The organism is Synechococcus sp. N19, assembly GCF_900474045.1.
Taxonomy (GTDB): Bacteria; Cyanobacteriota; Cyanobacteriia; order PCC-6307; family Cyanobiaceae; genus Parasynechococcus.
The window spans coordinates 206,961-226,707 of sequence record NZ_UCNR01000005.1; the positions used below are offsets into that span (position 1 = coordinate 206,961).

Sequence of the window (19,747 nt, forward strand, 5' to 3'; positions counted from 1 at the left end):
AAAGTATGGACGCCTCAGACGCCAGGGTGCTCAAACAGAACCGTCGACCGTTCTGACTCGCTCAACTCGGCAACGTCTTGTTTCTGAGGATGCTCAAGCGGTGGAGCATCGGGAAGCCGGAAGGCTTTTTCAAGATCTGTCTTAATGGCATCAAAGGGGTAGGTCATAAAAAAGAGGACCGCCCACAGCCCCCTCGAAACGACTTGACGACGCATCCCTGCGCCTCCGTTACATTAGTCAACAAAGTTTTGTAACGAGAGCCGTGGCCTTCACCACCCAAGACCTGCTCATCGCCTTCGGCAGCTTCGGCATGGCCCTCTTCGCCTTGAACCTCTACAAGCTGACAAAGCCGGCCAACGGCTGATCAAATCGGACACTTGAAAATCATGAGCCGGCGCCCCTCATCGGTTTGAACGTGCCCTGACTGGACGCAACCCAGCTCTGCTGGCGGCAGCCGCGACCCGACGTGGGTCGTGAAACCCTCGGTGCTCTTCACCCCAGTCGCCAACACCAGCGCACAAGACGCGAGTGAGAGGAGAGCCGTGAGCAGCACTCGCATCCGCAGGCAAAACAAGGGGCTCCAGTCTGTTCGGGTGAACCCGTCGGTGGTGGGCCGCGGAGAAGAAATGCCTTCTTAGGCTTTGCTGGGGGGAGCGAGCCAATGGACAACACCAGAGAGCCGGCTGGTCATCTCAGCGCAATTATCGGGATCAGTTTCTTGCTGATTGGCCTCGTTGTCTTTGGAGTGGTCCAAGAGAAAGCCTTGAGCCATCAAGCGGAACTCACCCAAAGATTTGAAGCTTGCATGGAGAGCGCACCCTTCAAACAGGCGATAAGGGTGCCGCGGCCAGAGGCGGTGCTCACGGACGAGCAACTCCAGGCGCACTTTGACGCCTTTGATCAGCTGCTCAAAGAAACAGGTTTACCGCCGATTTGGAATGGCAAAACCTTGGTGCCCTGGAAGGAATTCCACAAAAACTCGATTGAGTTTGCAAGCCAATGCCATAGCCAACTGGGCATCGATCAGCCTCAACGTCAACTGAAGGGCACCTACGCCAAACCCGTCTGGGATCCCAACTCTTCCATTTGGCGGCAGGCTGATTGATGAGCAACCATCGGTTCAAAGGGCTCTACCTGCAAGCCACCGGTGATCCCTGCTGCTTTTCCTTTGTGACCTACACACCACAAACCAGAGAACAAATGCTGGCTTGCGGTGACCTGAATGAAAGCGAAGAATATTTCAATCCCGTGATTTTTGATTTTCTCTTGTTCGCCTCAGAGGCCGTCCTTGGAGCACCAGCCGGCAACCCATTCCCCATCACCTACGACGACGTTTCGATCATCACATCAAGGCAAAGAGGCTCAGGCATTCAGCACGAATACCTGATCGGACTCTCAGACCACGACTGGAATGATGCAAAACAGCTTGCAGTGGATCAACTCCAAGAGGTGTTATCGAGTGCGCAATGGAATGGAGCCCGGCTCACGGATTGACGTGATTAAAAAAGGATCAGACCGCCGAGGGACAGCCGAGTCCTTTAGCTTGACGGCTTCGACTGCTCTTCCCATGATCCCAGAGCCCCACGAGCCCTTCGATATCAACCGCAAGGAGGACTCGATCTTCCTGCTGGGTTCCATGTTCACGGTGATCTTCCTCTTCCTGCTCTAAAGAGAAAAGACTGAACCTCAGCATCAATCAAAAAGCACCTTCTCGAATCGAACAGGTGCTTTTTTTGCTACTGAATTGATATCAAAGAAGTGTTGATTATTAGTTCAATCTCAGCGGCGCGGCAGGCTCACTTGATACATTGTGTCTTCAGCAGGTTTCCACTGCACAAGATGGAGCCGGTCGATCTTGTTGTCGTCCAAACAATCCCAGATTGTTGCTCCAGACAGTGTTGCCATCGACCACACATCACCCTGACTTTTCATCTGCTTGCGGTTGCGATCTTTCCATTCCGTCCAGTTGATTTTTGGGTAGGAGCCAACCTGCTCACTCAGAATCACCACCGTGAATTCCACCGAACGCGAACCAAAACCAGCCGGAATTCTAAGTTGCTGAACCGCAACTCCCTGGATCAGCCCAGGGGTTTGCGCCAGATCCGCCACACCAGCCAGCCCGTTACCCCGAGCCAGAGGAACGCCACAGCCGCAAGGATCGGCACGACGATCAGATAGCTCCACACCCCCAGGGCCACCCAGGCGAGCAGAGACGTGATCAACGCCTTTTGAAAGTTGTTGGCCTTGGCGAGACGTTGCTGCAAAAGAGATCTCACGCTGTTGCTCGATGCTCCATCCCTTCCTCTAGCAACGGATGCCCTCAGCGACCGCAACGCTGAAGCCCTCCTGGGTCCAGAGGCGGAGGGAATAACGCGAACCATGCAGCCATGCCGCGGCCCCGTCCGAAGCGATGGTCACATTCGCCAGTCCGCCGCCAAGCCCCAAACCCGCTGCCTTCAACACAGCCTCCTTCGCCGTCCAGGCCTGAATCAGCGTCCAATTGCTCAGGCAGTCCGTCGCTTCAGCGGCCGAGGCAAACATGCGCCGCGTTAGCAGGTCAGATGCCACACGCAACGGCCGGTCCAGAGCTTCCACATCAATGCCAATCGGATCTGGCCCCACCACGCCGATGCTGAGGGATCCGGTGTTGGAAATGCTGTGGTGCAGCGGGGAATCGCGCAGCTGCGGCCTGCCGTAGATCGTGCGGCCGATGTCATCCGCAACAACCATCTGGCCTGCATCGGCGAACAGCCGGCAGGTGAGGCTGTCGCTCAAGGCACGCTGCTCAGCGCGCGACGGGGGCTGAGCGAGATGGGCCACCAAAACCCGACGTTGCGTGCTGGGGATCGACCACCAGGACCAAACGATGTCCAAAGCTCAATCCTGAACGGGCGGCACGAGCACCGGCGGCAGGGGCGGCAAAGCTGGCGGCGGCATCACCGATGGGGCTGGCTCATCCAGCAGAACCTCTGCGGGGTTGAGCATCGGCTCATCGAGCACAATCGGCGGCGGCAGATCGGGGGGCAACGGCACAAACAGCTGCGGCTCTGTCCAGCTGTCATCGGAGCTGGCATCTGAGCTTTCATCGGAACCGAGTTCAGCCGGCTCCGGCTCCCGGATCACAGCGGGCGGCTCGCGCAACACCAAAGGATCCGCCGTGATCGGGGGTTCCCTCAGGGGCGCACGGTCCAGATCGACGCTGCGATCGTCGGCATCCGCGGGCAAACCCGGCCTGGTGAGGTTGTCAGCGGGCCCCCAGATCATCCGGGCCAGAGGTTCCACGCCCTGTTCCATCACCCGGTTCAAGCCCGCCAGAGCGCGATCAGCGAGGTGATTGCCGAAAGACGACACACAGTCGAGCGGGCCATCACAACCCTCATCCAGCGCCAGCTTGGGCGTCAGCGCCGCGATCAGATTGCCTTGCAGGGGGATCTGGCGGGGGCTCAACCGCAGCAGGTAGGGCACATGCACAAAGCTGGTGGCACCGCCGCTGATCCAGTTGGCGTCTTCTTCGGTGAAGCCCTTCACCCCAGGGATGATCAAACGACTCTTCGAGGCATGGTCGGGCATATAAGCCGCCAGATAGCCCCGGCGACGGGAGAGGTCTTTGGTCTGCTCGAGGGTGAGGCCATCACGGCTCATCAGCACCTCCATCTGGCCGTTCTGACGCAGGCCCATCACCATGCGGATCCGCGGCAGGTAGTAACGGATGCGCTGGCCCATGCTGATGCTGTAGGCCCCCTTGTAACTCTCCGGCGGAGCCTCGATGTCGTTGTAAAGGCTATGCAGGCCGCCGATGAAGGTGTCGTAGGTGCGGCTGCGCTCATCGGTCAGCTCCCCGTAGCCGAAATCAATGCTGCCGTCGTGGCGGATACCGACGAAGGCCCGTTGGCGTGAAGCCGAGCGGTTACGACCGCGCCAAACCTGCTTGCCGAATTTCAGATCCCCCAGGGGAACCGTGATCTCGCGGCCATCGTCGTCCACATGGCGCTCGTACATCGGGCCGGACACGTAGGCCAGGGCAGCGCTGTCCTGGTAGGCGTCCTGCTCGCGATCCCAACCCTCCAGCAGCCCGAAGCGCACCCGCCGTGGATCGAGATCCAACGCGTAGACCTCATCGTCGGGGATGTAGCGGAACGGCTTGGCATCCCGGCCGCGCCGCTGGGCCGAACGAACAGCTTGATCCTGCAGCTCGGAGCGCTCGGGAGCCACAGGCGCCAAGGCGATGAGGCCGCCGAACACCACAAACGGCATCGCCAGCAACAGCCAGCGTTTGCGCAGACGGATCCTCCGCTTGGGTCGGGGTCTGGGTCGCGGCGCAACAGGCTGAGTCACGCGACCCTTCGCTCTCGGTTGTTGGTGGTTGGGTCGAACCAAGGAACGATGGAGCCTTCGGCCACCAGCCATTGCTGGTAACGCTCGCCGCAGTCATGGCCTCCCGTCAACTGCCCGAACGAAGGAATCACCAGACGCGGGCCCTCCGGATCAAAGGCGAAGCAGGGCAAACGCAACTGATCGGAACGGCTGCGAATCCGGGTGGTGGGGTGCAGGTGACCACACACGTTCAACAACCCCGGCTCCGGCACCCGTTCGGGCATGTGGCTCAACCAGAGATGGCCCAGACGTTGAGAAGGCTGTTGGGGTAAGCCCTCAATCCAGCTGTCCTGGTCATGGTTGCCACCGATCAGCACTACCGGACAACCACAGAGATCGGGCAGCGCCAGCAGGGTTTCGCGAAGGGGAGCGGTGATGCCGATCCGGGCATGCACGAGATCGCCCAGCACGAACAAGCGCTGCGGTGACCAGGCATGGCAAAGCTCCAGCAGCGGATTCAGGGTGCCTTGATCCCCATCGCTGGGCATGGGGATGCCGTGGGCCTGGAACACCTCGGCCTTGCCGAGATGCAGGTCGGCAACAAACAGCTCACGCCCCTCAGCCCGCCACAGGGCCCGCTGGGGCAGGAACGTGAGTGGGCTGTCGCCCCAGGACCACTCCAATGCGCTCATGAACGGTGCAGATCGCAGATCTGTAGCGCTGGCTGCATTGGGTGGCAGACGTTGTGCCGCAAGCTTCAGGGGCCTCCAGAAGACTCATTGTGGCGCGGAGCAATGGCCTCCACCAGGTTGCGAGTTCAACCCTGTGCACGCTCGAACAACGCTTAAGCCTGCTGGAAGAGGAAGGCTGTTTCGAATGTGCCTACGCCCTGAGGATGGAAGTGGCCGACTGGCTGCTTAGGGCGAGGGATGCCAACCTGAGCGCACCATCGTTGACCTGACCCTTCCATGACCATTGCCCTGCTGATCGCGCTGGCGGGTTCCCTGGCGGCAATGGCCGTGATCGTGCGTCGTCTGGAACAGCGCTGATGCGAGGCGTCCGGCGCTGGTCCGTCGTTCTCGCGCTGGCCTGCTTCGGCAACGCACTGCCCCTGCAGGCCAATCAACTGAAGGTGGGGATCAGTGGATCGCCCCCCTTCGTGATCAAGAAAGGCGATCAGCTCAGCGGCATCAGCCTCAACATCTGGCGCCGCGTCGCCGAAGACAACAACCTCAGCTACGAGCTGGTGGAGCAGCCATCCCCCAAAGCCGGGATTGAGGCGGTGGATGACGGTGAGATCGACGTGCTCGTGGGCCCGATCAGCATCACCTCACGCCGCCTGGCCATGCCGGGCATTGACTTCACCCAGCCCTACTACCTGGGCAAATCCGGGGTGTTGCTGCCGATGCGCCCGCCCTCGATCCTGAGCCGCGTGCAGGTGTTCTTCGGCTGGGCGGTGATCTCCTCGGTACTGGTGCTGATCAGCGTTCTGCTGGTGGTAGGCAGCCTGATCTGGCTGGCGGAACGCAACCGCAATAGTGAGCAATTTCCGCGGGACTGGCTACCGGGCATCAGCAGCGGCATGTGGTTCGCCCTGGTGACCTTGACCACGGTGGGCTACGGCGACAAAGCGCCGATCACACGAAACGGCCGGGGCATCACCGGTGCCTGGATGGTGATCTCCCTGATCGCGGTGTCGTCCCTCACCGCCAGCCTCGCCTCGGCGTTCACCCTGTTCCTCTCCGGTGCCACCGAATCAGGCATCAGCGCTCCTGCACAACTGAACGGGCGTCGGGTTGCTGTGGTGGAGGGCACCAGTGGCATGGAGCTGGCCCAACGCGGCGACATGCGGATCGTTAGAGCCACCAACCTCAGGAGCGCCGTTCAACTTTTGGTGGATCAGAAGGCTGATGCCTTGATCTTTGATCGACCGGCCATTCGTTACCACCTCAAAAACAATCCCGATCTCGCCCTGCGCCTCGCCCCCTTCACCCTGTCGGAAGAGACCTACGGCTTCGTGATCAAACCGGGCAGCCCCCTGCGCACGCCCATGGACGTCTCCATCCTCAAACTGCAACGGCAGGGGAAGGTTGCAGCCATTGCCAACCGGCTGCTGGATTGAAACGGAAACCTCAGCCCACTCAGCCCAGCGGGCGATGACGACGCAGGGCCTCTTCCAACAGATAGGCGGCCAGATTGCCGCAACTGCGCCCTTCAGCGAGGGCATGACGCTTGAGGTCATCCATCACCCCGCGGGGCAGGGTGACGTTGATGCGCTCGGAACCAGCCGCATCCGCCACCGCAGCCGTGCTGGGAGCCGCGACCTGACCTTCAATCCGCTGCTGCAACTCCTGAACCAGATCCTGAAGGAGAGACACGATTTCGTGAAAATATGATCACATCAAATAAACGATATCGTGCTGGACAAGATTGCGTAATCTTGGACACAATTTTTGAGGCGCCATGCACCCCCTGCCGCTGAAGCTTGCTCCCGGCAGTGATCTGCGCCTCAGCCTCGAAGAACTGGCCCAGCGGGACGGCATCAGCGGATTTGTTCTCGGCGTGGTCGGCAATCTGACCAAGGCGTCATTCCAGTGCCCCGGCCAGGCGGAGCCCACCGTGCTGGAGGGCGATCTTGAGGTAATCACGCTCAATGGAACTTTTTCCCCCGAGGGCGTGCACCTGCACCTGAGCCTCTCGGATGGGGCCTGTCAGGTGTGGGGAGGCCACCTGGAGCCCGGCACGATCGTGCAGAAGGGCGTTGATCTGCTGATTGGCGTGCTGGAGCAACGCGAAAGCCGCCCAGCGCGTCAGACGGCAGCAGCAGCAGCAGCTCCAAGGATCGAGATCGCCGTGCTGCCGGGATGCCCCTGGTGCAGCCGCGCCCTGCGCATCCTGAGAACCCTGGATCTGCCCCACAACGTCACCACCGTCAACGACGACGCAGCCTTCCAGGCCGTGCAGCAGCGCAGTGGGATGACCACCTTCCCCCAGGTGTTCATCGACGGATCAGTGATTGGTGGCTACGACGATCTCGCCGCCATGCAAGCCGCCGGTGAACTCGACGCCCTCCGCTGAACAGCCGGAGCAGCCAGCCTTCTGGTCGCTGAAACCCTTGTGGTGCCAGCCCTGGTCGATCATCTCTACGGGAATGCTGATGGTCGGCGGGTCCTGGGCGCTGCTGCACCGCCTCTGGATCAGCCTTCTCCTGAGCCTGGGCGTACTGGTCTGGTGGCTGCTGTTTCTGGTGCTCGTGCCCGCCGCCTACCGGTCGGCTGCGGAGCCGAATCAATAACGTTCTCGCCCTTTCGCCGCATCGACCCGCCCGCGATCATCCATCGGCCAATTTGATGTCCCGCAAACGGGCATCAATCGATGCAAGGAGTTGCACTGCGAACATCGGCGTCTCCTGAACCGCAAACAGGAACTTGTCGCGGTTCATGGCAATCAAACGGCAATCACTGGTGGCCGTGGCGGTGCTCAGACGCTGATGGTCTTCCATCACCAAGGCCCCCGCGCCGAACACATGACCCACAGGGATGTCTTCATGTCCCTCATGACCTGCTGAATCGATCCAGGTGAGCCGCACCGATCCCTCCAGCAAGCCATACATGCAGGTGCCGATTTCGCCGGTACGAAACAGAGCGTCACCCTGATTGAGATGAATCACTTCGGCCTTGCTGGCCAATGCACGCATGGTGTCGAGGGCATGCATGGAACCAGCGCGACTCAGACAGAGGTCAGCGTCAGAGCTGCGCCAAAGCCTTGGCGAACGTCCTCCTGTGAGATCAGACCGTCGTGGTCCTGATCGAGGGCATCAAAGATGGCATCACTTCCGAGCCATTCGTCACGGGTGATCGAGCCATCACCATTCATGTCGTTGAGCATGAAAATCTCGGAAACGGCGTGGCGAAAGGCGGATCCACCCTCCAGTTCAGCCAGACGATGGGCCAGTTGATGCTCCAGCGTTTCAATGGCCTTGCTGAAGCCTTTAATGCCCTCGGTGAGTTTGTCGCTGGCCATCCGATCGTCCTGCATCAGTGCATCAAAGGTGGCGCGATCGACGTGGATCTTGGCTTCGCCATCGGTGGGATGGGTGGCATCCAATTTCTGGGTCAGCACAGCATCAGTCTCACGGAGCTGATCCAACAACTTCGGTGAAATCGTGAGCAGATCACAACCGGCCAACTCCGTGATCTCATCGATGTTGCGGAAGCTCGCCCCCATCACCTCCGTGCCGTAGCCGTGGGTCTTGTAGTAGTTGAAGATCTTGGTCACCGAAATCACACCCGGATCCTCAGGTCCGGGGTAAGAGTCGCGCCCGGTTTCAGCCTTGTACCAATCCAGGATGCGCCCCACGAAGGGGGAGATCAGAGTGACGCCGGCTTCTGCACAGGCAACGGCCTGACCGAAACCAAACAGGAGCGTGAGGTTGCAGTGAATCCCCTCTTTCTCCAGCACCTCGGCAGCTTTGATGCCTTCCCAGGTGGAAGCAATTTTGATCAGAACCCGATCGTTGCTGATGCCGGCATCGTTGTACAGACGAATCAGCTTGCGCCCTTTTTCAATCGTGGCGTCGGTGTCAAAACTCAGGCGAGCATCCACCTCCGTTGACACACGACGGGGAACAATCTTCAGGATCTCCTTGCCGAAGATCACACTGATCTCATCGAGCGCTTCGCGCACCACGTCTTCCACCGCTGCATCGCTGCCCATCAACTTTCGTGATGAGCGCAAAGCCTCATCAATCAGGCTCTGATAGGCCGGAATCTGTGCAGCAGCCAAGATCAGCGACGGGTTGGTGGTGGCATCCCGAGGGGTGAACTTGCGGATCGCCTCCAAATCACCCGTGTCGGCAACGACCACAGTCATTTGTGAAAGCTGATCGAGCAGGCTGGCCATGATGTACGACGGCTCAATACCCGTAACGTAGCCGGGCTTTTTGATGCGTCAGCTGTTCAAAAGCTTGTTCAATTCAGCAGGTTTTGAGGGGGCGATGCGCTCCACAACCAGCAAGGCATCAATGATCTGTTTGGCGACAGGAACGGCCACGGTGGAGCCATAGGCGTGTTCGCCTTGGGGCTCATCCACCACCACAAACACCACATAACGGGGATCCTCAATCGGCAAGGTCGCCACAAAGCTGCAGATCTTGGCTCCTGGGAGATAGATCCCATTGAGAGCTTTCTGTGCCGTTCCTGTTTTTCCACCAATTCGGTAGCCGGGTGTTTTCACACCCTTGCCACTGCCCTGATCCACCACAGATTCCATCCACTTGAGCACCGTGCGCGTGACCTCCGGGTTCAGCAACTGCTGACCACTGGGTGCCGCCGCCGGAGCAAGGGCATCACCCGAGCGAAAGCCACGGGTGATGTGGGGACTGATCAACTTGCCACCGTTGGCCAGCATCCCGTGCAGCTGCACCAGCTTGAGCGGTGTGAGCGAAAACCCCTGACCAAAGGCCGTCGTCGCCGGCTCGATCGGCTGACTGGTGAACTGCTTCTTGCTCTTGAGCTGACCAGCCACCGCTCCAGGGAGGTCGGTGTCAGGACGCTGATTGATGCCAAGACGCTCCATCCAGTTCCAGTAGGCGTCGTCGTCGAGACGGCGCATGGCTTGGACCATGCCGACGTTGCTTGACACCTGCAGCACGGTGGCGAAATCCACCAAACCATGGGCTTTTTTGTCGTGGTTGTTGATCGGCCAACCACCGACCATCAGCTTGCCCACATCATTCACCCGATCCGTCGCCTGAATGGCACCGTCCTGAAGGGCTAGGGCCAGGTTGATCGGCTTGAACGTTGAGCCTGGTTCATAGAGATCCTGAACGGACCATTCACGAAACCGCCCCGTGGGGAAGTCCCAGTAGCGGTTGGGGTCATAGGTGGGTGTCGATGCCAGCACCAACAACTCACCGTTGGTGGCATCCATCACGATTGCGGCGCCCTTCTGGGCTTTCCACTTGGCAACCTGCTCCGCAAGAGCTTTGAGGGCCACCTGCTGGAGCCTGGAATCCAGCGTCAGCTGCAGGCGCAAATCATCGCCATAGAAGGCTCCCGGGGCGAGGTTGGCCGGCAGCGGCGTGCCATCAGCACCCCGGCGGAGGTATCGGGTCTGCTCATGGCGAGCCAGATCCCCATTACGGCTCTGCTCAAGACCCGCTTGAGGTTGCCGCTCAGCATTGAGAAAACCTACAACGTTGGCGAACAACGACGCCTGGGGGTACACCCGCTGGGGATAGGCCTCCAGATCAAGGCCGCTGATTCCAAGGGCCCGGATGCGATCGGCCGTTTCCGGATCCAGCTCCTCAGCCAATTTGATCCCCGAGGCCTGGGTTCCCATGGCCCTCAGCAGCGCAGGCGCAGGACGAGCCAAGGGATCGGCCAACACCGCCGCCACATCTTCGGCAGGGCGGACAAGGTTGGGGGCATCTCCCGGCATGTTGAAGTAGCGGGGATGGGCCCAGAGCCGGAACCGCTTTTCATCCATCGCGACCAAACGGCCGGTGCGATCGACGATCGGACGGCGTTGCCCCAAGGGTTGGGTGCGCTGGGTTTGCAGCTGACGGGCACGCTGCTCCAGGTCGGGGGCTTGCACCAACTGCAGCCAGGCCATACGACCCACCAGCCCCAGCAAGCCTGCCGCCAACATCCAGAAGATGATCCAGAGTCGCTTGGGGGGAAGCTGGGTCAGGGGAACGACCCGCGCGCGGGAGCGGCGCGAACGGATGGGTCGACGCCCCGACGCCCGCGTCATCAGTACCCCGCCCGGATGGGCTGATTCCCCAGGGCCTGGAGCGATGCCATGGACGAGGAGGCGGACGCTTGCAACGCGCCCAGATCAGGGCGATCAAGATGCACCAGATTGGCCACCTGCGTTGGCACCAGACGGTTGGGCTGCTGAGAACGCAGCAACAGGTGCTGCTCCATCACAGCGGTTGATTCCGTCAACCGGTGCGCCTGGGTTCGGGTTGCCTCCAGCAGGCGGAAGGACACAGTCCAGCGATGCTGCCAGTGCAGCGTGAGACCTGCCAGAACGGCAACCGCCGCAATCAACCCCAGCAGCGTGCCGTCCATCAGGCGATGGAGCCCCCCAAGAAGAGGCGAGCGTCGTGCAATGCGTCCGGAGGACAGTGACCCTTGAATCAGCTCGAAAGCTGTGGTCGATGCACGCTGTTCCGGAGCGGCAACCACCGGGATCACAGGCGAATAGGCCAGTGAACCACCTGCAGAAAGGCGGGGCAAGGTTCAGAGCAGCAGCAGGTTCAGGAACGTCACGGCGTTCCAGAGCCCATGCATCAGCACCGAGGGCCACAGGCGTCCGCTGCGCAGCCGCACCAAACCAAGCCCAACCCCCAACACCGTGAGCGGCGCCAACTCGCCAACACTGATGTGGGCCATGGCAAACAACAGGCCACTGAGCAGGACCCCCGGGAGGGGACCGAGTCGCATCGCCAACACCGGCAGCAAGGCACCGCGGAAAATCGTCTCCTCAAACAGCGGGGCCAGCACAACCGCAGTGAGCGCAAGCAAGGCCAGGGCAAGCGGATCACGGCTGCCGAGCACCAACTCCAACAGCGGATTGCTGCCCCCGGGATCACCGACCAGGCGCACGAGCAACCACCCCGTGAGCATCACCACCGGCGTCACCATCAACCAGCCCGCCAGGGCATCCCGCATAGCTGAAAGCAGCGGACGCACGCGCCACTGCATCCACCCCCCCAGCGGTGCCCTCTCCCCGGGCAAAGAACGCAGTTGCCGCCACAGGATCAGCAGGCTCGGCAGGGCCATCACGCCGTAGTTGATCACCACACTCAGGGCTTCACGACGAGGGCTGCCCAGCCCCGCCGTCAGTGCACCCACCAACGGAAACGCCACCAGCGGAACGCCAACGGCACTGATCACCACAAAGCCACCGGCCACCAGCAGGGCCATATCAACCAGGGTCAGCTCCGGCCCCTGAACATCGGGCCAGGCCATCAGCCGACCTCGCAGCAGACGCCAGGCCTGACCAAGCAGCAACAGTCCACCGAGCAGGGCCGTCACCAGGGGCAGCACCGTGCTGACGGCCAAACGGAACGCCGCTTGCCCCGCGGCTGCAGCATCGATGCAGAGCGTCGGATCAGAGGCGCCCGCTTCGCAATGCAGCTGCTGGAGCAATGGGTCGTTGTCTTGACGATCGAGCTCCGCGGATGCGGAACCTTGGCCCTGCAACAGCAGAAGCATCTGTTGCTGCCGCTCATTGCGCTCCTTTGGGCTGATGCCCTCCATGGCCTTGAGCAGCGCATCCCGCGGCGACTCCCCCAGGAGAGCGTCCCGCAACGGAGGCGGCACCGCTGGTTCAGCAAGAAGCGTCAGCTCCTGCTGCTGAAGGCTCAGGGCTGGTGCCACCGAAGGTCGCGAGAGGCTGTCCATCAAGCCCGACAACCAGATGAAACCGGCCAAAGCGAGGGACAAGGCCGCCAGAAGTCCCTTCCAGCGAGGGGAAACCTGTTGTGGGGAACTGGGCACCAGCGGGCTTCAACTGCCCACGATTGTCCCCCCGAAAGGCCGCTTCCATACGATGGCCGCGCCCTGACGCTGAACCGTGCCCCTCCGTCTTCTTCTGGTCCGCCACGGTCTCAGCAGTTTCAACAAGGAACGGCGGATCCAGGGCCGCGATGATCTCTCGAACCTCAGCGAGGAAGGGCATGAGCAGGCCCGAGCCCTGGGCCGCTCGCTTCAGGACGTAAGCATCCAGGCCGTCTATAGCTCCCCCCTGCAGCGGGCGGCTGCGACGACGGCGAGCCTGCTGGAGACCCAAGGCGGCCAGGCCCCAGATCCGGCCTTTGATGACGGACTGCTGGAAGTGGATCTTGAGCCCTGGTCCGGCCAGACCATCGACGAGCTGATGCAAGGCTCAACGGCGGCCTACAAGATCTGGAAGCAGCGGCCCATGGAGCTGGAGCTCCAGCGTCGTGATGGTTCGAGCTACAAGCCACTGCCTGAGCTGATGGAACAGGCGCGGGGCTTCATTAGCACGCTGTTGGAGCGCCATCCCGCTACCGGCAACGACACGGTGCTGGTGGTGGCCCACAACGCCATCCTGCGCTGCCTGATGCTGGTGTTGCTGGGGGAACCCGACCACGGCTTCCGGCGTCTCCGCGTCGACAACACCTCCCTTTCGGTCTTCAACATCCGGCCAGGAGACAACGGCCCCCAGGTGCAGATCGAATGCCTGAACAGCACCACACACCTGCAACCGCTGCCGGAGAAGGGCAAAAACGCCAGGCTGATTTTGGTGCGACACGGCGAAACCGACTGGAACAAAGCCGGGCGCTTCCAAGGGCAGATCGATATTCCGCTGAATGAGAACGGTCGCCGTCAAGCCGCGGCCGCCCGCGATTTCCTCAAAGACATTCCCATCGATCGGGCCTGGAGCAGCACGCTGTCGCGTCCAACCGAAACGGCCCAGATCATTCTCGAGGCCCATCCCGATGTGCCCCTGACCCAGATTGACGGACTGGTGGAGATCGGACACGGAGTCTGGGAGGGCAAGCTCGAATCCGAAATCCGAGAGGACTGGTCGGAGCTGCTGGACACCTGGAAACGGGCTCCGGAAACCGTGCAGATGCCTGAAGGAGAAACCATTCAGGACGTGTGGGCCCGTTCCGTCCGGAGCTGGGGGGAGATCGCTGGCGAGCTGAAGCCTGAGGAAACGGTGCTGGTGGTGGCCCACGACGCCGTCAACAAGACGATCCTCTGCGACCTGTTGGGGCTGACCCCAGCCGACATCTGGGCCGTCAAACAAGGCAACGGTGGTGTCACGGTGGTCGACATTGCCGCCGATCCAGGCCAGCCTGCAGTGGTGACCTGCCTCAACCTCACCTCCCACTTCGGAAGCGTGATTGACCGCACGGCAGCAGGCGCTCTCTGACGTCATGAACGACACCTTGCTGCTGGATCCGGTGCGCGTCCTGCGTGGCCCCGGACATTCGGTGCAGCTCGGTGCAGTCCTGATCAACCAGGGGGTTCTCGTCGGCTTTGACGACGAGGCCCGGCAGCAGGCCCTGGGGCTGGGCATCAAGGCCAGCCCAGCACCGGATCAACTGGTCGCCCCCTGCCTGGTGGATCCCCATTCCATCCTTGAGACCCCTTTCAGTGGGGATCAAGAAACAGCCGTAAGCCTGCGCCACTGTGCCGCCGCAGGTGGCTATGGCCAGATTGGCCTGCTTCCCCGCAGCAGCAGCTGGCGCGATTGTCCGGAGCGGCTCCAGGGATTCAGCCTCGAGCAGGATCAAACAGCAACGGTTCGTCTGCACCTTTGGGGAGGCTTCAGCCGCGGTGGCAAGGCGGATGAACTCGCCCCCCACGGCGATCTTCTCGAACACGGTGCCATCGGACTGGCGGACGATGACGCCATGGTTCCAACCCCGTTGCTGGAACGGGGACTGCTGCTCGGAGAAATGGGGGGATGCCCAGTGCTCGTGGCACCCCGGGATCCCACGCTGCAGGGGGAGGGCCTGGTGCGGGAAGGCGTGGAGACGCTGCGGGCCGGGTGGCTAGCGGATCCAATCACCAGTGAGACCGTTCCCCTCAGCCAGTTGCTGCTGCTGCATCAACGCCATCCGGAACGACAGCTGCGGCTGATGAAGCTCTCCACAGCAGCAGCGGTGCAGCAGCTTTCAGGCTGCGAGTTCCCGCCCCTGAGCAGCGTGAGCTGGTGGCATCTTCTGACCGACCGCAGCATGCTGGCCAGCAGCGATCCGGGCTGGCGCGTCTGCCCCTCCCTCGGTGGTCCGGACGATCGCGAGCAGTTGATCCAGGCCGTTCAGCAGCGAACGATCACTGCCGTGGCTGTACATGCTGTTCCTCTGGATGCTGAGGACATGCTGTTGCCGGGCGATCAGCGCCCCGCAGGCCTCAGCGGACACCATGTGGTGCTTGCTGCGCTGTGGAATGCCCTGGTGCGGCCGGGCCGCTGGACCGCGGAAGATCTTTGGCAGGCCCTCAGCTTTGGGCCTTCGGCTCTGATCGACCAGCCCCCTGAACAGCTTGAGCAGGGCAGCCGGCGCTGGCTGCTGTTCGATCCCGATCAACGCTGGACCATCAGCAGCAACACCCCCGGCGCACCGCGTGCCGCCAACATTCCCTGGCTAGGCCGCGAGCTTCAGGGACGCGTTGTGGCCTGTGGCCTCAATTGCTGAGCGAACCGATGCGCGAAGGGGGCCAAAAGCGGAAGACGGCACGGCCAATGATCCGATCGTCTGGCAAAAACGGGCCGCCTGGCCAACGACGGGCGTCCTGGCTGTTGCGGCGGTTGTCGCCCAAGACAACAACATTGCCTTCAGGGACCACGGCATAGAGGCCTTTGCAGCCAATCATTCCGTCGCGATCGGAGCAGAAATTGGTGACGTAAGGCTCGTTGAAGGCCGTGCCGTTGATGCTTACGGCACCACGGCTGTTCACCTCCACGACATCACCAGGAACACCCACCACCCGTTTGATCCAGGCCTCACATTCGGGATAACGCTGCAACAGCACACGATCCACAACCCAGCTGATGCCCGGGAAGGTGACGAAGCCGCACTTCAGTGGATTGGGTTGCCCCCCCTCCAATTTCCAGACGGGATCAAAGGCACTGGGGGAATTGAACACAACGATCTCCCCCCGCTGAGGAGGTCGGGAGCGGTATGACAGCTTCTCGACGATCAACTTGTCGCCCACCTGAAGACCCGGCAACATTGATCCCGAAGGGATGTAGCGGGCTTCAAAGGCGAACTGCCGGAGCAGGAGATACAGCGAAACCGTGAACAGAAAAGGGGCCCAGAACTCCCAGATCGCGCTCACTCTGCCCTTCACATCGGAAGGTTCTCTCTCCGCGTTCAATGTGGGCAGGCTCAATCTTTCGACCCACGATAGGGGGAGCCTGCAGGCCCCATGATCCGTCCACGCTGGCAAGCCCTCAAGCCCCAACACGGCCTGTTCAGCTGGCGCCGGTGGGACCAGGCCATTGCTGTCATTGCCGCAGTCAATCTCACCTGGGTCGCCATCGACCTCACCTACATCCCCCTGCGCAACTTCTGGCTGCAACGCAATCTTTATCCGGTGCCATCGCTTCCCCTGGTGGTTCCCCTGCCCTGGCTGCCGGACATCACTCCGTGGCTGGATCCCCTCAAGGGCATCGAACCCCATCGCGACACCGAGGCTTACCTCAAGGCCTTCACAGCCCTGGATCGGGCCCTGCAGCAAAACGGCCCGCGCACGGCGGAAAGCAACGATCTGCTGCAGCACCAGGTGGTGCTCACCACAGCGCTGATGGACAGCAATCCTTTCATCAGTTCAGGCCAAGCCGGCGCCCTTGAAAAATTCAAGAACCGACTGCGCGCTCGCACCGGCCTGGAATCAGCCCGTGACTCAGCCAACCTTCTCCTGAGCCCCGAACATCTGGAACGCTCCCCCTGGAGCCAGGAGCGTCAGTTCTGGAGCCAGCAGATCCTGCCGCTGGTGGAGAGCAACTACTGGCGAAGCATCGATGAAAACGGGCGCCCCAGCGATTTGAGCTGGCGCATCGACACGCCATTTCAACTGCTGTTTCTGCTCGACATTCTTCTGCGTGCCTTGCGCCTGAAACAGCGCTATCCAGCGATCCGCTGGCGCGATGCCCTGTTACGCCGCTGGATCGACCTGCCCCTGCTGCTGCCGTTTGCGCGCTGGCTCCGGGTGGTTCCGGTCACAGAACGGCTTTGCGGAGCGGGCCTCCTGCAACTCGAACCGCTGCGTGCCGTGATCAGCCGCGGCGTGGTGGCCCTGTTGGCTGTGGAGCTGTTTGAAGTGATCGCCGTCAGGATGGTCGATGCTCTGCAGCAACTGATTCGATCACCACAGCTGCCGGAGAGGGTTCGCGGACTCTGCAGCTACCAGAGCAGTGATCTGAACGATGAGCGGGAGGTGATCGAGCTGCTGCGGTTGTGGCTTCCCCTTCTGCTCACCCGCATTGGCCCGGCCATGCGACCGCAACTGCAAGCCGTGATCAGCCATCTGGTGCAGCAGAGCTTGGACCGGAACGTGGTGCCGGATTCCCTGCGGCGACTGCCTGGACTGCAAAACGCCGAATCGGAATTCAGCCGCCAGCTGGCAGAAAGCATGGTGACCTCCGTGCTCGACCTGTCCAAGGGAGCCGGTAACCGCATCGGTCAGCGGGACCCTGTTCTGGAATCGCTTGGATCCGAGGCCTTGGATCGGCTCTGGGAGGAGCTGGCCCACACCCTGGAACAGGGGCCTGTGCTGAGCCGCAGCCAGGATCTGCTGGTCGCCCTTTTGGAAGAAATCAAACGCTCAAGCTTCCGTCAGATCCGCGACCAAGGCGATGTGGATGCCCTGATCAGCGAATTGGATGGATTGAACTTCAGCCCTGGAGTGCAGATTCCCAAAGATCAGGCTTGAAGCCGGTGAGGTAAGTGGAGGAATTCACCTCCACGAATGGTCGTTTGATCAACTTTCCATCAGCAGCCAAGGCCTCGAGAGCCTCTTCATCCGACAGAGCCTTCACTGCTGCCGCGCCCATGGCGCGATAGCTCTGGCCGCTGGTGTTGAACAGCAGTTTCCTGTCACCGAGGGATTGTTGAGCGGCCACCAACATTGCTTTGGACGGTGGAGTCAGGGTGATGTCGTGCACCTCATGGGCAATGCCTCGCTCAGTGAGCCAGGCCAATGCCTTTCGACAGGTGCTGCAGCGGTTGTAGCTGTAAACCTGAAGGGTTTCGGCCAAGGCTCAGCGGCCGAACAGGGATTTGATCGCACCAACGAGGCTGTTGGAGCCGCGGCCCACACCTTCAGCGGGGCGGGTGCGAACGGTGACATCACCAAACACTGTGGTGCGGCAGCTCAGACGGAAGTTGGCAGGACGATCGGCCAGATAGACCTCTTCAACATCGCTGCGGGGGGACAGGTTGGCTTGCCCTTCAACCACCTCCATCACGCAGGTGCCGCACTGACCAACGCCACTGCAGTTGTTGAGGTTGTTGAGGCTCTTGTAGGGATTAACGCCCGCATCAAGTGCAGCCTTACGCAGATTTGCGCCCTCGATGCAGCCAACCTGCTGGCCTTCCTGCTCGAATCGGATGGTGGGCACGGGTTCCGCAAATCTCAGTGCGCACCAACTTACAAGCATCCGGCCTGATCAAGGGGCTCTTGCCTGAGATCAATCGGCTGCATTGATGCAGGAATCAAGCAATGGCTGAACCGCATCGAGGTCGCGCCATCCATCAATCGATACGACGCTGCCCTGCAAAGAGCGGTATGTCCTGAAGAATTCCGCGACATCCTCCAGCTGGGAGGCAGCGATCTGACGAATGCTGCGGATCTCGTCCTGACGGGGGTCTGCGTCCGGGACACAGAGAATCTTCCCGTCATAAACATCCTTGTCGTGGAGGTCCAACACGCCGATGGGGCGAGCCTTAATCAGGCAACCAGCGAACGTGGGTTCAGCCATGATCACCATGGCGTCGAGGGGAGATCCATCCTCTGCCAGCGTGTTGGGGATAAAGCCGTAATCAAAGGGGTAACGCACCGAGGAGTGCATCACCCGATCCAGAACCATCACGCCGGCTTCGGCGGAGTACTCGTATTTGTTTCTGCTTCCTGCCGGAATCTCAACGATGAGATTCAGCAAGCCTGGCGAAGGTGACGGGGGAAGCTGATGGAGATCCATGCCGATCCGAGGCGGTGGGGATCAGTCGCGGAGAAGGGAAGGTTCGGTCCGTGATCACAGCCACAAGTGGAGCACTGAAACTGACAACAGCAATCAGCAGTCCTTTGATGGCCGTCAACGAGGCGCGACGACTGAACGGCTCATCCGCCTCAGAAGACGCGATGGCGTCGTCGTGAGACGGGTGGGGAACATCTGAGGCCATAAAACGGAGGGCTTGAAAAGCTCCCTCTTCCGATCACAACGTTGTTGAACTCATTCTGTCACTGCAAAAAGCAGGACGCACCGATCATTAAGCAGCGGGCCGGTCCTGCTGGTCGAGTCGTGCGCTCAGATCAGAAGGGGATGCCCCACTCGCCTCGAGATGGGTACGGATCAGCCGAAGCTCCTCAAGGATCGATCCCAGGATTTGCTGCGTCGCCGTTGATGGAGAGTTCAGCACCTCAACAGTGACTTCTTTGATGCGGAGAACATCTTTGGCGAAGCGCGCCACCTCATTGGGGTGGAACATCAGCGGATCTTTCTGATCGCTGCGGTACTCCGGGTTCAGCTTGCGGGGGTTGAACGGAGGGTTGAGGTTGCGTGGGTCTGTGTTGGTGTATCGATACACCGAAGCGCGGGAGCGGTTCAGGGATTTCTGAACGTCGTCGATCCCCACCAGGGCCTCGGCTTGAGCTGACGCATGGGCCGGATCCATGGAAAGTTCGGTCGCTTGTTGAGCGCTTGTCGCCACAGATTCAACTGA

26 protein-coding genes are annotated in these 19,747 nt (G+C 61.1%); 8 read left to right on the plus strand and 18 right to left on the minus strand.

Annotated elements, in window-relative coordinates; all coding sequences use genetic code 11:
• Positions 1 to 14 precede the first annotated feature (14 nt).
• On the minus strand, positions 15 to 215 hold the full coding sequence (locus DXY02_RS03030; RefSeq protein WP_114987944.1) for a hypothetical protein: 201 nt from the start codon (positions 213 to 215) through the stop codon (positions 15 to 17).
• Between the two features lie 446 nt (positions 216 to 661).
• Here DXY02_RS03030 and DXY02_RS03040 point away from each other — a divergent pair, with 446 nt between their 5' ends.
• Positions 662 to 1,105, plus strand: coding sequence for a hypothetical protein (locus DXY02_RS03040; RefSeq protein WP_114987946.1), 444 nt, complete (start codon positions 662 to 664; stop codon positions 1,103 to 1,105).
• The gene (locus tag DXY02_RS03045) at positions 1,105 to 1,494 is read left to right on the plus strand and encodes a hypothetical protein (RefSeq protein WP_114987947.1); all 390 of its coding nucleotides are present in this window, start codon (positions 1,105 to 1,107) and stop codon (positions 1,492 to 1,494) included. The genes DXY02_RS03040 and DXY02_RS03045 overlap by 1 nt, the downstream gene beginning before the upstream one ends.
• A 285-nt stretch (positions 1,495 to 1,779) precedes the next feature.
• On the opposite strand, the gene DXY02_RS03050 is transcribed toward DXY02_RS03045, so the two are convergent.
• The 5 genes from DXY02_RS03050 to pdeM form a co-directional block, all read right to left on the minus strand.
• A complete protein-coding gene (locus DXY02_RS03050) occupies positions 1,780 to 2,109 on the minus strand; it encodes a hypothetical protein (RefSeq protein ID WP_371639885.1) in 330 nt (109 codons plus the stop codon).
• Complete coding sequence (locus tag DXY02_RS03055) at positions 2,079 to 2,264, minus strand: hypothetical protein (RefSeq protein ID WP_114987948.1); 186 nt, start codon at positions 2,262 to 2,264, stop codon at positions 2,079 to 2,081. Before DXY02_RS03055 ends, DXY02_RS03050 begins: the two co-directional genes overlap by 31 nt.
• Positions 2,265 to 2,304: 40 nt before the next feature.
• On the minus strand, positions 2,305 to 2,874 hold the full coding sequence (locus tag DXY02_RS03060) for a 4'-phosphopantetheinyl transferase superfamily protein (RefSeq protein ID WP_114987949.1): 570 nt from the start codon (positions 2,872 to 2,874) through the stop codon (positions 2,305 to 2,307).
• Between the two features lie 3 nt (positions 2,875 to 2,877).
• Positions 2,878 to 4,254: a hypothetical protein gene (locus DXY02_RS03065; RefSeq protein ID WP_371639899.1), complete on the minus strand. Its 1,377-nt coding sequence runs from the start codon at positions 4,252 to 4,254 to the stop codon at positions 2,878 to 2,880.
• Between the two features lie 77 nt (positions 4,255 to 4,331).
• Entirely contained in the window at positions 4,332 to 5,006 is a 675-nt protein-coding gene (gene pdeM, locus DXY02_RS03070; RefSeq protein ID WP_114987951.1) for a ligase-associated DNA damage response endonuclease PdeM, read from the minus strand.
• 356 nt (positions 5,007 to 5,362) lie between these two features.
• Between pdeM and DXY02_RS03080 the strand changes: the two genes are divergently transcribed.
• Positions 5,363 to 6,436, plus strand: coding sequence for a transporter substrate-binding domain-containing protein (locus DXY02_RS03080; RefSeq protein ID WP_114987953.1), 1,074 nt, complete (start codon positions 5,363 to 5,365; stop codon positions 6,434 to 6,436).
• Between the two features lie 19 nt (positions 6,437 to 6,455).
• Here DXY02_RS03080 and DXY02_RS03085 read toward each other — a convergent pair whose 3' ends face one another.
• Complete coding sequence (locus DXY02_RS03085) at positions 6,456 to 6,692, minus strand: CopG family transcriptional regulator (protein ID WP_114987954.1); 237 nt, start codon at positions 6,690 to 6,692, stop codon at positions 6,456 to 6,458.
• Between the two features lie 85 nt (positions 6,693 to 6,777).
• Here DXY02_RS03085 and DXY02_RS03090 point away from each other — a divergent pair, with 85 nt between their 5' ends.
• Positions 6,778 to 7,392 (plus strand): PCC domain-containing protein, encoded by a 615-nt coding sequence (locus DXY02_RS03090; RefSeq protein WP_114987955.1) that lies wholly within the window; start codon positions 6,778 to 6,780, stop codon positions 7,390 to 7,392.
• Positions 7,370 to 7,609: a DUF6737 family protein gene (locus DXY02_RS03095; RefSeq protein ID WP_114987956.1), complete on the plus strand. Its 240-nt coding sequence runs from the start codon at positions 7,370 to 7,372 to the stop codon at positions 7,607 to 7,609. Before DXY02_RS03090 ends, DXY02_RS03095 begins: the two co-directional genes overlap by 23 nt.
• Positions 7,610 to 7,645: 36 nt before the next feature.
• On the opposite strand, the gene DXY02_RS03100 is transcribed toward DXY02_RS03095, so the two are convergent.
• From DXY02_RS03100 to DXY02_RS03120, 5 genes are read right to left on the minus strand one after another with little or no spacing between them, the layout of a single operon-like run.
• The gene (locus tag DXY02_RS03100; RefSeq protein WP_114987957.1) at positions 7,646 to 8,029 is read right to left on the minus strand and encodes a cyclic nucleotide-binding domain-containing protein; all 384 of its coding nucleotides are present in this window, start codon (positions 8,027 to 8,029) and stop codon (positions 7,646 to 7,648) included.
• A 14-nt stretch (positions 8,030 to 8,043) separates the two neighbouring features.
• Positions 8,044 to 9,216 (minus strand): transaldolase, encoded by a 1,173-nt coding sequence (locus DXY02_RS03105; RefSeq protein ID WP_114987958.1) that lies wholly within the window; start codon positions 9,214 to 9,216, stop codon positions 8,044 to 8,046.
• Between the two features lie 48 nt (positions 9,217 to 9,264).
• Positions 9,265 to 11,070 carry a penicillin-binding protein 2 gene (locus DXY02_RS03110; protein ID WP_114987959.1) on the minus strand — a complete coding sequence of 602 codons (1,806 nt, stop codon included), beginning with the start codon at positions 11,068 to 11,070 and terminating at the stop codon, positions 9,265 to 9,267.
• Complete coding sequence (locus DXY02_RS03115; protein ID WP_244276128.1) at positions 11,070 to 11,558, minus strand: hypothetical protein; 489 nt, start codon at positions 11,556 to 11,558, stop codon at positions 11,070 to 11,072. Before DXY02_RS03115 ends, DXY02_RS03110 begins: the two co-directional genes overlap by 1 nt.
• Positions 11,559 to 11,561: 3 nt before the next feature.
• Positions 11,562 to 12,824, minus strand: a complete 1,263-nt coding sequence (locus DXY02_RS03120) for a CPBP family intramembrane glutamic endopeptidase (protein WP_114987960.1) — start codon at positions 12,822 to 12,824, stop codon at positions 11,562 to 11,564.
• 76 nt (positions 12,825 to 12,900) lie between these two features.
• Between DXY02_RS03120 and DXY02_RS03125 the strand changes: the two genes are divergently transcribed.
• Positions 12,901 to 14,229, plus strand: coding sequence for a histidine phosphatase family protein (locus DXY02_RS03125; protein WP_114987961.1), 1,329 nt, complete (start codon positions 12,901 to 12,903; stop codon positions 14,227 to 14,229).
• A 4-nt stretch (positions 14,230 to 14,233) separates the two neighbouring features.
• Positions 14,234 to 15,499, plus strand: coding sequence for a dihydroorotase (locus tag DXY02_RS03130; RefSeq protein ID WP_114987962.1), 1,266 nt, complete (start codon positions 14,234 to 14,236; stop codon positions 15,497 to 15,499).
• Here DXY02_RS03130 and lepB read toward each other — a convergent pair.
• Positions 15,489 to 16,154 (minus strand): signal peptidase I, encoded by a 666-nt coding sequence (lepB, locus tag DXY02_RS03135; protein WP_114987963.1) that lies wholly within the window; start codon positions 16,152 to 16,154, stop codon positions 15,489 to 15,491. The two genes, DXY02_RS03130 and lepB, sit on opposite strands and share 11 nt — an antisense overlap.
• Before the next feature lie 78 nt (positions 16,155 to 16,232).
• Between lepB and DXY02_RS03140 the strand changes: the two genes are divergently transcribed.
• The gene (locus DXY02_RS03140; protein WP_114987964.1) at positions 16,233 to 17,738 is read left to right on the plus strand and encodes a hypothetical protein; all 1,506 of its coding nucleotides are present in this window, start codon (positions 16,233 to 16,235) and stop codon (positions 17,736 to 17,738) included.
• Here DXY02_RS03140 and DXY02_RS03145 read toward each other — a convergent pair.
• The 5 genes from DXY02_RS03145 to DXY02_RS03160 all read right to left on the minus strand — a co-directional run bounded on the left by DXY02_RS03145 (position 17,701) and on the right by DXY02_RS03160 (position 19,699).
• A complete protein-coding gene (locus tag DXY02_RS03145; protein WP_114987965.1) occupies positions 17,701 to 18,063 on the minus strand; it encodes an arsenate reductase family protein in 363 nt (120 codons plus the stop codon). The genes DXY02_RS03140 and DXY02_RS03145 overlap by 38 nt on opposite strands.
• A 3-nt stretch (positions 18,064 to 18,066) precedes the next feature.
• Positions 18,067 to 18,426, minus strand: a complete 360-nt coding sequence (locus DXY02_RS03150; RefSeq protein WP_114987966.1) for a 2Fe-2S iron-sulfur cluster-binding protein — start codon at positions 18,424 to 18,426, stop codon at positions 18,067 to 18,069.
• Between the two features lie 69 nt (positions 18,427 to 18,495).
• Positions 18,496 to 19,005, minus strand: a complete 510-nt coding sequence (locus tag DXY02_RS03155; protein WP_114987967.1) for an inorganic diphosphatase — start codon at positions 19,003 to 19,005, stop codon at positions 18,496 to 18,498.
• Entirely contained in the window at positions 18,947 to 19,207 is a 261-nt protein-coding gene (locus DXY02_RS12400) for a hypothetical protein (RefSeq protein ID WP_170951457.1), read from the minus strand. Before DXY02_RS12400 ends, DXY02_RS03155 begins: the two co-directional genes overlap by 59 nt.
• 87 nt (positions 19,208 to 19,294) lie before the next feature.
• Entirely contained in the window at positions 19,295 to 19,699 is a 405-nt protein-coding gene (locus tag DXY02_RS03160) for a resolvase (RefSeq protein WP_244272863.1), read from the minus strand.
• Positions 19,700 to 19,747 lie beyond the last annotated feature (48 nt).

Bases quoted from the DNA above. Each gene is read 5' to 3' on its own strand.
- DXY02_RS03080 (WP_114987953.1), top strand. From the start codon at position 5,363: ATGCGAGGCGTCCGGCGCTGGTCCGTCGTTCTCGCGCTGGCCTGCTTC.
- DXY02_RS03105 (WP_114987958.1), bottom strand. From the start codon at position 9,216: ATGGCCAGCCTGCTCGATCAGCTTTCACAAATGACTGTGGTCGTTGCC.
- DXY02_RS03140 (WP_114987964.1), top strand. From the start codon at position 16,233: ATGATCCGTCCACGCTGGCAAGCCCTCAAGCCCCAACACGGCCTGTTC.
- DXY02_RS03155 (WP_114987967.1), bottom strand. From the start codon at position 19,005: ATGGATCTCCATCAGCTTCCCCCGTCACCTTCGCCAGGCTTGCTGAAT.
- DXY02_RS03090 (WP_114987955.1), top strand. From the start codon at position 6,778: ATGCACCCCCTGCCGCTGAAGCTTGCTCCCGGCAGTGATCTGCGCCTC.
- DXY02_RS12400 (WP_170951457.1), bottom strand. From the start codon at position 19,207: ATGGCCTCAGATGTTCCCCACCCGTCTCACGACGACGCCATCGCGTCT.
- DXY02_RS03045 (WP_114987947.1), top strand. From the start codon at position 1,105: ATGAGCAACCATCGGTTCAAAGGGCTCTACCTGCAAGCCACCGGTGAT.
- DXY02_RS03110 (WP_114987959.1), bottom strand. From the start codon at position 11,070: ATGACGCGGGCGTCGGGGCGTCGACCCATCCGTTCGCGCCGCTCCCGC.
- pdeM (WP_114987951.1), bottom strand. From the start codon at position 5,006: ATGAGCGCATTGGAGTGGTCCTGGGGCGACAGCCCACTCACGTTCCTG.
- DXY02_RS03130 (WP_114987962.1), top strand. From the start codon at position 14,234: ATGAACGACACCTTGCTGCTGGATCCGGTGCGCGTCCTGCGTGGCCCC.
- DXY02_RS03160 (WP_244272863.1), bottom strand. From the start codon at position 19,699: ATGGATCCGGCCCATGCGTCAGCTCAAGCCGAGGCCCTGGTGGGGATC.
- DXY02_RS03040 (WP_114987946.1), top strand. From the start codon at position 662: ATGGACAACACCAGAGAGCCGGCTGGTCATCTCAGCGCAATTATCGGG.
- DXY02_RS03065 (WP_371639899.1), bottom strand. From the start codon at position 4,254: ATGCCGTTTGTGGTGTTCGGCGGCCTCATCGCCTTGGCGCCTGTGGCT.
- DXY02_RS03100 (WP_114987957.1), bottom strand. From the start codon at position 8,029: ATGCATGCCCTCGACACCATGCGTGCATTGGCCAGCAAGGCCGAAGTG.
- DXY02_RS03030 (WP_114987944.1), bottom strand. From the start codon at position 215: ATGCGTCGTCAAGTCGTTTCGAGGGGGCTGTGGGCGGTCCTCTTTTTT.